The sequence below is a fragment of the Mycobacterium sp. HM-7 genome, assembly GCF_053852335.1.
Map to the genome: position 1 here is coordinate 1419057 of NZ_CM132657.1, position 12781 is coordinate 1431837.

The 12781-nt window shown below is 60.7% G+C and carries 9 protein-coding genes; 6 read left to right on the plus strand and 3 right to left on the minus strand.

The window, feature by feature from the left end; genetic code table 11:
- Positions 1-10 precede the first annotated feature (10 nt).
- The 3 genes from ACWW1C_RS06925 to ACWW1C_RS06935 all read right to left on the minus strand — a co-directional run bounded on the left by ACWW1C_RS06925 (position 11) and on the right by ACWW1C_RS06935 (position 1734).
- Positions 11-910: a hypothetical protein gene (locus tag ACWW1C_RS06925; protein ID WP_455982747.1), complete on the minus strand. Its 900-nt coding sequence runs from the start codon at positions 908-910 to the stop codon at positions 11-13.
- An 8-nt stretch (positions 911-918) separates the two neighbouring features.
- Positions 919-1254 (minus strand): hypothetical protein, encoded by a 336-nt coding sequence (locus ACWW1C_RS06930; RefSeq protein ID WP_418003008.1) that lies wholly within the window; start codon positions 1252-1254, stop codon positions 919-921.
- A 162-nt stretch (positions 1255-1416) separates the two neighbouring features.
- Positions 1417-1734 (minus strand): DUF6416 domain-containing protein, encoded by a 318-nt coding sequence (locus tag ACWW1C_RS06935; RefSeq protein WP_455982748.1) that lies wholly within the window; start codon positions 1732-1734, stop codon positions 1417-1419.
- A gap of 274 nt (positions 1735-2008) precedes the next feature.
- Between ACWW1C_RS06935 and ACWW1C_RS06940 the strand changes: the two genes are divergently transcribed.
- The 6 genes from ACWW1C_RS06940 to drmB all read left to right on the plus strand — a co-directional run bounded on the left by ACWW1C_RS06940 (position 2009) and on the right by drmB (position 12753).
- The gene (locus ACWW1C_RS06940; protein ID WP_455982749.1) at positions 2009-3040 is read left to right on the plus strand and encodes a DNA cytosine methyltransferase; all 1032 of its coding nucleotides are present in this window, start codon (positions 2009-2011) and stop codon (positions 3038-3040) included.
- Positions 3041-3382: 342 nt separating this feature from the next.
- Positions 3383-4060, plus strand: a complete 678-nt coding sequence (locus ACWW1C_RS06945) for a hypothetical protein (protein WP_455982750.1) — start codon at positions 3383-3385, stop codon at positions 4058-4060.
- Positions 4057-5580, plus strand: coding sequence for a hypothetical protein (locus ACWW1C_RS06950; RefSeq protein WP_455982751.1), 1524 nt, complete (start codon positions 4057-4059; stop codon positions 5578-5580). Before ACWW1C_RS06945 ends, ACWW1C_RS06950 begins: the two co-directional genes overlap by 4 nt.
- The gene (locus ACWW1C_RS06955; protein WP_455984183.1) at positions 5577-7277 is read left to right on the plus strand and encodes an NERD domain-containing protein; all 1701 of its coding nucleotides are present in this window, start codon (positions 5577-5579) and stop codon (positions 7275-7277) included. Before ACWW1C_RS06950 ends, ACWW1C_RS06955 begins: the two co-directional genes overlap by 4 nt.
- On the plus strand, positions 7274-10771 hold the full coding sequence (locus ACWW1C_RS06960) for a helicase-related protein (protein WP_455982752.1): 3498 nt from the start codon (positions 7274-7276) through the stop codon (positions 10769-10771). Before ACWW1C_RS06955 ends, ACWW1C_RS06960 begins: the two co-directional genes overlap by 4 nt.
- Positions 10768-12753 carry a DrmB family protein gene (gene drmB, locus ACWW1C_RS06965; RefSeq protein WP_455982753.1) on the plus strand — a complete coding sequence of 662 codons (1986 nt, stop codon included), beginning with the start codon at positions 10768-10770 and terminating at the stop codon, positions 12751-12753. Before ACWW1C_RS06960 ends, drmB begins: the two co-directional genes overlap by 4 nt.
- Positions 12754-12781 lie beyond the last annotated feature (28 nt).

The window sequence follows — 12781 nt, forward strand, 5'->3', positions numbered from 1 at the left end:
GGGTGCCGCGCTACGCCGCCATGCGCGCTGCGGTCGCCGCGGCGATCTGGTTGAGGTGGTTGGTGGCCACCTGCACCGAGCTCTGGTGGGGGAGTGCGTCGACGAACTCGTAGGTGATGTGCGGCAACGTCGGCGGATTGGTGGCGTAGAAGGCGACGGCCCGGTCGATGGCTTCGACGAGGGCCGGGCCGCCGACGATCGGATCGGTGACGAACGCCAGTACCTGCTGGGCCAGGCTGCCCTGGCCGGTCAGACCGGCGATCAGCGCGAGGGCCGCGTTGATGCTGATGCCGAGCTGGACGGCGGCCTTGTAGACGGCGCTGATGTCGGCGCCGGCCTGGTTAGTGGGCGTGGTGGTGTAGAGATCGCCGGGATTGGCGAAGTCCCACCAGGTGTCAATGCCGTTGCTGTCCTTGGGGATTTGTGCGGCGGTCAGGTTGGTTGTGGCGATGCCGCGGCCGCCGGGATCGGTGCCGCCGGGGAAGGTGTGGCCTTTCATCCGCCAGGGGTTGCCGAAGGTGTAGCCACCGATCAGGTTGGGCTTGGCCCACTGCAGGCTGCCGGTCATGATCTCTGCGAGGACCCGCGATGCGGCCTCGGAGCCCTGGCTGTAGCCGCCGAGGGCGAAGGTCTGCTTCGGGTTCGCGTTGATCCAGCCGATCGCGTTGGTGACCGCGATCCGCACCGACTCGGCGTAGCTGGGGGAGAGCGGTGCGCCGGGCGGGATGGGGCCGAAGGTCCACGGTGCTTGGATCGGGACTTCGAAGACGAGGTCGGGGTCGGCGGCGTGGACGACGTCGGACGGATAGCCGGTGCCGGGAGCGGCCCAGGTGCCGGCAAAGGTCAGGACGGCGTGGCGGACGTGGAAGACCCCGGAGATGTTGGCGGCGATATCACTGAAAGTGGTCATCGCTCAGCTCATTTCGCGGTGGTAGGCAGTCCGTTTGCCTTGCGCCACTGAATGGCGAACTCCATCAGCTCGATGAGGACATCCCCGCTGTCGCGGGTGATGCCGTCGCTGAAGGTATGCACCCAGGCGATCTGCTCGGCGGTGGTCACCTGCTGTTCGAAGGCGTCGAAGGTGCCCTGGTAGGTCTGGCCGTTGTGGGTGGAGTTCCACGGGCCGCGGTTGGGGTCGTCGACGATGTCGCCGATGTTGCGCGGGTGACGGGCCAGGACCGCACGCCACGGCTCGGGCATGCCGTTGGCGGTGACGCCGGAGATGTCGGTCTGGAGCGATTGTGCATCAGCCATGGTGGTGCCTCCTTGGATGTGGCGCTTGTTCTCCCTGGACGTATGGCGGTGGGATGGAATGCCTTGGTGGCGAGGGTTTTTGCGACGCGTGCGGCTGGCGGTGCCGGGTGGTCCCCGGACCGGTGTGCCGCCTCGTCCTTCGTCATGGCCCGCCTTATTTGACTAGGTCGTCCAATTCCCACAGTAGGCGTGGATTGATGGGCCGTCGAACTTGTCGGTGGGAGGTTCGACGGTGCGCGGCTCACTCAAATTAGGAGGACGACGTGACCCCGCCGGACGCCTCCGACAGCACCATTGCACCCTGCTGCGGTTGACCGCGAAGCACCGACGACCGGGCCAGGCAAGCAGGCCGGTCACGCTGTGCCTTCCGTTCGAGATATCCAGCATCGCGGCAAGCTCATCGCCACTAAACTCGCGTTCCTGGTGGTTAATGAGCGTTGAGAACGGACCCTTTGCCGTGTCACTGACCTTGTCCCACACCGCAACAGCCAGCGCAGCACCCGAATCGGACCAGGATAGGCGTTGAACCGCACTCTCCGTGGTCCTTGCGTCGGCCGCGAAAAGCCCAGTTGTCGCACGTTCCGCCGTCCCCGCTAGACGTGTGCTCGTTAGGTTGGCACCTTTTCAGCTAGTTCTAATCGCCAATCACGTCGGCTCTCATCTGTACAGTGATGCACGTTAGTGCTGTTGACTGTGGGGCAATTGGGGTCTTTGCGTTCCAAACCGCAGGCGAAGTCCGCAGATGGGAGTTATCTTGGCGCTGCCAAAGGTTGTCAGTCTGTTCTCCGGTGCCGGCGGCCTTGACCTCGGATACCGAGATGCTGGCTTTCCGCTCGTCTTCGCAGTGGATAGCTCGCCATCGGCGATCCAGACCCATAAGCGGAATTTTGCGACTACGACATCGCTGGCCGCCGATCTCGTCAAGCTGCAACCTGCGGGCGTCTTGCAACATCTCGACGAGGTGCTTAGCCCCGGTGACTCCATCGGAGTCATTGGCGGGCCGCCGTGTCAGGGGTTCTCGCGCGCGAATACCGCCTCTGCTGCGAGCGATCCACGCAACAGATTGCCGCTCTTATATCTGGAGATCGTAGAAGCGTTACAGGCGAAGTACGACGTCAAGTTCGTTCTTTTCGAGAACGTCCTCGGAATACGGGACGCGAAGCACTCGGTTGTATTCAGAGGAATTCTCGCCAAGTTCCGTCGCCTTGGATTCGACGCCGGAGCGAACGAGTACTCAGCCTTGGATTTTGGCGTCGCCCAAACGCGAAACCGAGTCATAATCTCTGGGTTTTCGTCCTCTGCCGCTGCGTCATCCTTTACACCAGCCAAGGTCCCGCAGAAAGACCTCACTGTGCGTGCCGTGATCGGCAATCTTCCCGAGCCAGTCTTTTTTTCGCGCGGGCTAACCCCGGATCGAATTCCTCACCACCCAAACCACTGGACGATGCGACCCATTTCAAAACGATTCAGCGATCCCGGCGGCCCTGCTCCTGGTAGCAGGAGCTTCCGTCGGCTGGCATGGGACAAGCCAAGTCCGACAGTTGCGTACGGTCATCGAGAGATCCACGTCCACCCCGACGGCCGCCGTCGGTTAAGCATCTTTGAGGCCATGCTCCTTCAGGGCTTCCCGCCAGAGTTCGTGCTTGAAGGGACGTTCTCTGCGCAGGTGGAGCAGGTGTCCAACGCTGTGCCTCCGCCTCTGGCCCGAGCGCTGGCCGAGGCTGCGAAGCGAGCACTCAAGGCTGCTGGGGCGTCGCGTAATCGCAGAAAAGCTTTTATTGCTTGACGAGTCCGAGCGACCGCCGTGACTCTTACTGCAGCAAATGTCGGCTCGCGTCTCTATCATCAAATGCGCGGGCCTTAGGCTCGGCTGCAGCTAAGTAGGGGGATTGTGTCCAGGGCAGGGGGAGGCGGCCAGATCAGGCTGGCTTTGCGCGGAGAACCACCAGCTGAGCCTGCGTCTTGGATAGGTCAGCTAATGATGCTCGGCAGCCGTGCCGCCCATTGGTCTAGGGCGCACCCGGATCGTCAGCTGGTGGTCGGAATCTCTGTTCCCACAAGGGACTTCGCTGCTGCGCTGGTCGGATGCGGCTGGATGATGGCCGCCACGGCGCCACAACTTAGGCCCGTGGGAGAGGTCGCCGGATCGGTCGCCGTCGGCACCCCCGTCCGCATTGTCACTCAGAACAAAGTCATCACTGACTTCTTCCGGGGTGTCGATACAGTACGAGATCGGCTCTACGTAAGCGGCCAATGGAAGCTCAACAAGATTCAGGCGATGACACCGTTGCCGAATCTGGCGACTCCGCGTACTCAGCCCCTTGCCGAGCCAGGAGTCATCAGTCTCATGAGCGGCCTGGCTACGAATTGGGTTGCGCGGATGTGCCGACCGCCCACTGATCTCGCGCTGGTCGGCACGTTGAAGTGGCTGCGCGAAGATATAGACGCTCTCCTCGGTCGTGGATGCGACTTCGAACCGATCGCAAACATTCTGCAGCCGGAGGATCCTCATGCCGCAACATGGTCGACCCGTTTGTACGCCGCGTCGCGCCTCAACGACGAGTTGCCGCTTCCCGGGGACCTTCAGGCAATCGTCCTGGATGGAGGCGCCGCGACGGAATACTTGTCGGCTGTAGAGACCCCGGTCGTCATCGCAGTCCTTGACCGTAGCGTCTTCGATGAAGCCGCCGCCGAGCACTTAGTGCGGTATCGGAACAACCGAGGCGAACCGTTGTCCGTGAGGCACGACGTCGCGTGGGCGCCGCCTCTCGGCATTGAGGCACTCGGCTTCTGGGTGCCATTGTGAGTCGAATCGATGACGTCAACACCCGGTACGAATTTTCGGCGGGGCTCGTTGCGCGCGGTGTCGAGCTAGTTGTGATTGGCGACCCTCCTAGCGCGCGTGTGAACGCCGCCGTACGACAACAATTACTACTTGCGCGTGAAGACCCATCGGGATTCTGGGACGATTTGGTCGGTGCTGCGAAAGCGCTGCGCTGGCGACTACTTACTCAACCGCAGCCGGTGGAGTTGAACAATGCACTCACACAGTCCGTCAACGATGTCGCGGAGGAGGCAGCCCGGCTCCGGTCGGGTATCTCCCCGGCTCATCAGCTGAAGCTAGACGAACTCGTCGCCGCCGCCACCGGCGTTTTGACCGAAGACCCAGTCCTGGGCAGTGTGCTGGTTGAGTCGATCTTTGACGCCGGCGTGGAAAATTGCGTGGTCATAGCGGCCAGCGGAGCGGCCGCGGCCGGACTCGAATCCTGGCTAGGGCCTCGTGACGTAGTAGTCCGGGAAGCCGGACAGTTCATCCGCAATCGTAGTTTCAGCGAACAGGCATATGTGGTCGGGCCACCGCGGTTCTTCACGTCTTCACTTGTGACGACGCCGAGGACTGAGTCATTGACGTACCTCATGCCGGCGTGGTTCCGAGATAGGTCGATCCCCCGCTCGGTACTCGCGGCTTACGCCGAAGGCGCCTTGGAGATAGAGGCTCGCTCGTTCAACGTTGGCGACGCCTCAGAGCCCGCGATCACACATACCGAAGACACCCTCAACGAACAAGACCTACTGCCGCAGCCGGTATGGAATGTCTCAGCCGCCGTGGTACGCGATCCCGGCAGGGATGAGGTAGCGGCTCGCCGTGTCCTGCTAAGTGGCGGCTACGCCATTCTGCTCGACGACGGTGAGCGGATTCGAGCAGTCGCGCCCGCGCAACCTGGCGGCGAGCGGGTGGCATACGTCGATGTTGACGCGGTGGCACCTGGCACGTACCTGATGCTCCGTGACGGCGAAACTGAACGTCAAGCGTTGTATGACGCCGCGCTGAAACTCCTGGGCGCTCACGCGCCGGCTACTGAGCAGTCGCAGGCTCGTTGGAAAGGCGAGCTCCAAGCTCGGTTGGACCGATACGGCCAGGCCGCTGTTATCAGGGACCTTGCCAAAGCCGGCGTGCAGACGCTTGACCGCGTCGGCGCCTGGACTGAGCCGACGCTTGCCCGGCCGCGGAGCGACCGCGACTTCGGGCTGCTTCTCGAATGGCTCGGCGTCCCATTGCACCCCACCTATGAATTAGCAACTGCCCTGCGCCGCAAGAGGTCGCAAGCAAGCGCAGATGTCGCCGATCAGCTTGAACAAGCGGTAGGTGAGGCAGATATGGACCATTTGCAGCGCGTGGGCCATATGCGTCTTGAGACGAAAGCCGAAGGGTTTCGGGGTGTGATCGCAACGCGCGTTCTCGCGCTCGCGCCGACTAAAGAGATCGTCCTGCGGCACGATGTGCGAGTGCCATTTCTGGATCGAGGTGCCAAGTGGCTCGAATGATGCCACCTTATTGTCCAGACAACGCGCCACCCGGCGAACTGGCACTCTTCAACGCGCTGGCTACCGCGCCCGGGACAGATGCATGGATAGTGCTGCACTCGCTCGCCATCGCTTCCCATGTCCGACAGGTCGAGGGGGAGGCCGACTTCGTCGTAATCGTGCCCGACCACGGCATTGTTGTCGTAGAGGTCAAGTCGCACTCCGTAATTGAGCGCCTGGACGATGGGCGATGGAAACTCGGCAATCACGCGCCCACGCCCCGCAGCCCGTTCCAACAGGCCAGCGAGGCCATGTACAGCGTTCGCGACTACCTGTCGGCACGCGGCGTCGCTCTGCGCTCCATCCCAGTGTTGTCAGCTGTCTGGTTCACACATGTCCGTGCGAGAACGATGCTCCCAAGCGGCCCCGAGTGGCACGATTGGCAGATCCTGGATTCTGAGGATCTCCGCGCCGGCGCGCTATCGGCAATCCTTCGTGTGCTCCGGGCGGGGGCTGATCATTTGGGCCGCAAAATAAAAGGGTTCACGAACCCGGGAATTGGGCCTGATGCGGCAGGGGCACTTCGGATCGCAACGGTCCTGCGCCCACGGTTCGAGGCAGCCATCGTGCCGAGCGATGTCCGTCGAGCACGTGAGGCGCAACTGGTTGGCTTTGTCGACGAGCAGTACGACGCACTGGACAACATGCAACACAATCGTGCGGTCCTTTTCACGGGACCGGCGGGGTCCGGTAAAACCTGGCTTGCGCTCGAGGCCGCTCGCCGGGAGGTCGAGCTAGGGCAAAAGGGACGCCTCCTGTGCTTCAACCACCTACTCGGCCAACGTCTACAGAGGGATGCGGCTGATGTGCCCGGTCTTCGTGCGGCGACATTCCATCAGGAGGCGCTGCGTCTGAGCGGGTCGTCAGCGCCCCCTAACGCTGGACCTGATTTTTGGAGCCTGAAGCTGCCCGAGCTCGTGCTCGACGCACTTCTCAATCATGGCAACGCAGAAACGCTCGACTTTCTCATCGTCGACGAGATACAAGATCTGGCCACTAATCCGCTCCTCGATGTGCTGGACCTGCTAGTACGTGGAGGGCTCCGAGGCGGGAGGGTGCTGCTCTTCGGCGACTTCGAACGGCAGGCGATCTACGAAAGCGGCGATGGACGAGAACTGATCCGCCAGCGCATACCCGATCTCCCTAGCTACAACCTGACAATCAACTGCCGAAACATGCCGCGCATAGGCACAGTGGTCAAGAAGCTGAGCCATATGGTGCCGGGGTACAGACGCTTCCGTCGACCCGACGACGGTGTGGATCCGGTGTTCGTGACATATGAGAGAGCTACCGATCGGTCGGCGGCATTGGTCGACGCAGTACATCAGCTGAAAGGAGACGGTTACAAGCTAGACGAGATCGTCGTACTTAGTCCGTTTCGCCGGCAATCGACTTCAGAATCCACAACCGACCCTTGGCTGCGCCAGATCCTCCAAGTTGCGGACGGCGGAGCGCCGCGCCCTGGCAGGTTGCGTTACAGCACAATTCACGCGTTCAAGGGACTCGATGCTCCGGCAGTCATACTCACGGATCTCGATGATTCAGCCATTCCGAACTTCGATGCATTGCTCTACATCGGGATGACACGAGCAACCGACCGTCTGACCGTTTTGATCGAAGCCGACACACTTCGAACAGCATATGGAGGGAAATCATGACGGGGATTGCAGCACGTGAAGTGATGGACGCCGCCGTACGGCGAGAGCTGTTTGGCCCGCCCGCGAGTGAGCCACCCCGCGGCAAACCCCTGGATTGTTCGTCGGGCTCGGTTAACTTTGGCAAGCGTGAAGACAGCTGGGGCCTATGGCATGACTCCGTAAGTAAACAGGAAGTGCTCACCGAGTCCGACCCACTGCGACGTTACGGGATCGGCATTTTATTTTCGGGAGCGGCCGCCGGTGGCAGTGCAATCACCGGGCCCTCTGGGTCCACTGGCGGCGGCGAAGACGGCGAAGACGGCGAAGACGAGATCGTCGGCGTCACAGGACTGAGCGTCAACGAAGAGACGCCAGCGGAACCCGTCGAGATTGATGTGAAGTCGACTGCCGCGCCCAGAGGGGGCGCCGACAGCGACGACTTTGACCTAACGGACGCAAACTCATTCAAACCATCAGCTATGGCTATCTCTTTTGAATGCGACGTGAGCGGTCACGGCAAGCTGGCGATCACCGTGACCGGCGCGTACTACGACCGCATTATGGTGAACTTCCCGGGGCTACGCAGACCGCGACGATGGTGGGTACGTCGCCCATTCGAACTGACCGGGTCGGTACCCGACATCGTCCTTCTGAACGAGACCAATCGCTTGAAAACGATAGCTCTCAGCCCAACAAACGGACTGCGAATCGCGCCCACGCTGAAAGTGTTTAGCCGCCCGGTGCCAGGTCTTCCTATAGCAAATGGACGCCGCCTCGTTACGGTTGCATGCGTTAACAACTCAGCTGGGAGTGGCTCCTCGGCCGCATTCTTCCAAATGGGCTTCCAGGTAACTCCGGAAGGACACCTCACAATCAACCCGTATCCGGATATCGAGCAGTTCGATCCAGACGAAGAAGAACAGTCGATCGACCTGCTCTATAGAAATCAACGAACCTACGCAATTGGGCATGGCTGCGCTGCTGACTGGTCACTTTCGAGCGGCCAAACCGCCAGCAGTGTTCGCGCCGACCCACTACCTGCCTATGAGGTCGCTAGCCTCACTCCGAATGTCTACGTCACCGAGGAAGGAAAACGCCAAGAAGTCACTGTCAGCATGGATGAACTAGCCGCAGGCACCGAGACGGGCCGCACGCAAGTCGAGACGATCCTCCGTCTGTACGAGGAGTGGATCGTTGCCCGAGAAACGGAGACCACCTCCCTACCGTCCCCCCTCCAGTCGGCGGCTGAACGGCACACACGTCTTTGCCGTGATGCTCTGGATCGCATGCGAGCAGGATGGCAGCTAGCCACAACGGATCCGATCGCGATCCGCGCATTCCGTCTTACTAACGAGGCGATGCTCAATCAACAACTTCGCTCAAACTTCGATCGGCGCGAAGTGACACGCATGGGAAACGGCACCCTCAAAGTGCTAAGCCCCCATCCCGTACCCACCCCGACGCCGGGCAGGGGTAATTGGCGCCCGTTTCAGATCGCCTTCATTCTTGCCAGTTTGCCGGAACTGATTCACCGGTCTTTACCAAGTCGCCCCATTGTCGACTTGATCTTCTTTCCAACTGGCGGTGGTAAAACCGAGGCGTACCTGGGTGCGTCAGCACTGAGCTTGCTGGCGCGCCGTCTTCACGATAAGGGGGACACGGGAACCGACACGCTAATGCGTTACACGCTGCGCCTACTTACGGCCCAGCAATTCCTACGCGCTGCCGCCCTCGTCTGTGTGCTAGAGGACATCCGATCAAAGAACGAAAACGATCTTGGCACCGAGGCATTTGGTATCGGCATTTGGCTTGGTGGATCCTCGACACCGAACACATGGAAACAAGCACTGGCGAACATCCGTCAGCTCGAGCGCGACAACTCGGCTCAGAACATGTTTCTTCTCCTTCGCTGCCCGTGGTGCGGAACGGAGATGGGACCAAAGCCAAGACCCAATGGTGGACAAGACCTCATTGGTTACCAGCAGATCGGCAAGAAGGTGGAGTTCCGGTGTCTCGATGCCGCTTGCCGCTTTGGTGGCCGACGAAGTCTGCCGATCCACGTCGTTGACGAAGACATTTACGCCACCAGGCCGTCGATAGTAATTGGGACTGTGGACAAATTTGCAACGATGGCGTGGCGGCCAGAGGTGCGTGCGATATTTGGCCTAAGGAGCGACGGCCGCCGCCTAGCATCACCCCCCGGTCTGATCATCCAGGATGAACTCCACCTCATTTCCGGGCCGCTCGGCTCGATGGCCGGCATCTATGAGGCGGTAGTCGATGACCTTTGCACAGATAAGCGACACGCTCAATGGATCGTTCCGAAGATCATTGCTTCAACCGCAACCATTCGACGCTATGAAGACCAGATTCGGAGTCTGTTCGGTCGGGAGCGGGTAGCCCTCTTTCCGCCGCAGGGGCTCGAAGAAGGACATTCGTTCTTTGCGGAACCCGATACTTTGGCAAACGGCGAACCGGCGCCTGGTCGCCGCTACCTCGGCATCATGAGTGCATCTCTGGGATCGACTCAGACGGTCCAGGTCCGAGTCGCCGCTGCGACTCTCCAAGGCGCCGCCGGTATTCCTGAAGCCGACAGGGACGGTTACTGGACTAATCTGAATTTCCTCAACAGCTTGCGCGAACTTGGCAATACCGTCTCGTTGATCCAGTCCGATATCCCTGACTACTTGACAGGTCTTCGGCGTCGCGAGAACCTGCCGTCGCCCAGATGGCCACGGATCCAGATGGAACTAACGAGTCGCCGACGGAGCGACGATATTCCGAAGGCGATCGAACAGCTTCAATTGCAATATGGCGACCCTGGCTGTGTTGATATCTGCCTAGCGTCAAACATCATCGAAGTCGGCGTCGACATCGACAGGCTAGGGCTCATGACAATCGTCGGCCAGCCGAAGACAACCGCTCAGTACATACAGGTCAGCGGCCGCGTGGGCCGCCGCGCTGATCGCAGTCCGGGCCTGGTCATCACTATCTATGGCGCTGCCAAGCCACGCGATCGGAGTCACTACGAACGCTTCCGCACGTACCACCAGCAGCTCTACGCACAGGTGGAACCAACCTCAGTAACTCCGTTCGCGATGCCGGTGTTACGCCGCGCGTTGCACGCCGCGACTGTCTCGCACATGCGTCAAGCATCTGAACTCGGGTTGCCGGTCTACCCATTCCCACAGCAGGAATACGACGACGCAGTCGAACTACTGCGTATACGCGCCCGGATGGTTGATGAGGGTGAGCTCCCCGCCCTGGAGCGGATGCAGCGCAAACGCGCTCAGGAGTGGAACAAGTGGGAACGCACTAATTGGAGTGCCAATGTCAATGGGGGTGATCCTAAGCAGGGCCTGATGCGATACGCCGGTACGTTGCCCGATCTACAAGCGAAGTCGACGATATGGGACATCCCTACCAGCATGAGGAACGTAGACGCCGAATGCCGACTTGAGATGTCGCTGGACTACAACCGGGAAGACGCGGCTACCGAGGAGGATCAAGAATGAGTTCGGGCAGCATCCGCCGTGCGCAGTTAGTGACGCCATTTGGTGTAGGGGCAATGAGTGTTCTGGTCAACGGAACTTCGGTGATCACTGCAGGTTTGGATCACTGGTACGGCGTAGACGATCCGAACAACCTCGAACTCGGCGAATACCAAGCCTACGACTGGCGACTGCAAGATCGACTGCAAGTGCGCGAGTTCCGGTTACCGCCTGACTTCCGCCGCCGTCAGAGAGGTGAGGATCCGCGCAACACTAACCTGAAAGTGCCGGTGCTTCGATTCCCGCGCTGGTCTTTCTGTATGTACTGCAAGCGCCTGGAGCTACGTCCGTTGACGATGGCCCAGCCGGTGGAATGCCCCGACCCGAAGCATCAGCTGGATGCGGGTGGCGCCGCGATCAAGCGCAAGCCTCCTCGCATGGCGCAAGTCCCCTTTGTTTCGATTTGCGCGCGTGGCCATCTCGATGACTTCCCTTTTCGTGAATGGGTCCACCGAAGCCACTCCCCAGCTTGCCAGGGGGTGCTTCGGCTTGAGTCACGCGGCGGAGGTGGCCTTGAAGGACAGGTGGTCGTCTGCGACCCCGACAAGGCAAGTAAAGGATGCGGTGAGGCTCGGTCGCTTGAGGGAATCATGACCTCCCGGTGGGAGAACCAGGTGGAGCACACGTATCTGACTGACCAATTGAGCTCAGATAGAAGCGATCCCTTTTATTGCAGAGGCGCCCGCCCGTGGCTTGCTCAACTTGATGGCCTGTGCGGCGAACCCCTTCGTGGCGCGCTGAGGGGTGCCGGCAATGTCTACTTCCCGAAAGTTGAGTCGTCGATTTACCTGCCCCGGCAGATTGGCGCGGTTAGCGCCGAGCTGCACGAACTGCTAACCCGAGCCGATGTGGGGCCATTGCTCAAGATGATGAATCGGCTCTTTAAAGCAAATGTGACGGCGGAACAGATCCGCGAGGAGTTGCCACCCGAATTATTTAGTCCGATTACCGACGATGAGCTCCTCGCAGGTTATCGCGACATGTTCGGAATTGGCGTCGACGGAAGCGACGCCAACAGTAGCGGACAAGATGGTGGCGAGGAGGGCAATAGCAACGAAGAGGACAACGCCGAGACGCTAACCGGTAATGACGAATGGCGTTATCCGGAGTATCTACTTCTGCGCGAGACCCCAACCGATGACTACCTAACGGCATCAGATCCGGGCATGCACGAGGCGCTAACAAGCGTGCTTGACCGTGTGCGCACCGTCGAGATACTCAGAGAGACGCGTGCCCTACGTGGCTTCACTCGGGTGCGCGACGACGGCCTAAAACTCTCAGTGGGAAAGGGGATGCTGCGGCGCAGGCAGCTCCCGCACGGCCACGATTGGCTGCCCGCATACGTAGTGAAGGGCGAAGGGATCTATTTAGAACTTGGCCAGCAACGTCTTGAAGCCTGGGAGCAACGGCCCGAAGTAATCGCGCGTGCACAGAAGATCACGGACCACTACGGGAATGTGACGCGCCTACGTGGCCTCCAAGAGCGGGCGATCAGCCCAAGATTCGTCTTGCTACATACGCTAGCGCATTTGCTGATTAACGAGTTGGTCTTTACCTGCGGCTACAGCTCGGCATCGCTGCGCGAGCGCCTATATGTCTCAGAGACGCCGCCACGGCGAATGGCGGGGCTGCTGATATACACCGCCGCCGGTGACTCTGAGGGCACGATGGGAGGCTTGGTGCGAATGGCGCGGACAGACAACCTCTGGCCGGTGGTAGCCAATGCCCTCACGGACGCCCGTTGGTGCTCGACGGACCCAGTCTGCATGGATGCGGGAGAGAAAGGTCAAGGGCCTGACTCGTGCAATCTTGCAGCCTGCCACGGATGCGCGTTGTTGCCTGAGACGAGCTGCGAGGAGTTCAACCGATTCCTGGATCGTGGACTCGTCGTGGGCACATTCTCAGATGCCAGCTTGGGGTTCTTCTCAGATCTCAATCTGGGTTAGGCATTACCCCCGGGGTGGACTCGGGCTC

Coding starts and splice junctions, on each gene's coding strand:
- ACWW1C_RS06925 (WP_455982747.1), bottom strand. CDS start 910: ATGACCACTTTCAGTGATATCGCCGCCAACATCTCCGGGGTCTTCCAC.
- ACWW1C_RS06930 (WP_418003008.1), bottom strand. CDS start 1,254: ATGGCTGATGCACAATCGCTCCAGACCGACATCTCCGGCGTCACCGCC.
- ACWW1C_RS06955 (WP_455984183.1), top strand. CDS start 5,577: ATGATGCCACCTTATTGTCCAGACAACGCGCCACCCGGCGAACTGGCA.
- ACWW1C_RS06960 (WP_455982752.1), top strand. CDS start 7,274: ATGACGGGGATTGCAGCACGTGAAGTGATGGACGCCGCCGTACGGCGA.
- drmB (WP_455982753.1), top strand. CDS start 10,768: ATGAGTTCGGGCAGCATCCGCCGTGCGCAGTTAGTGACGCCATTTGGT.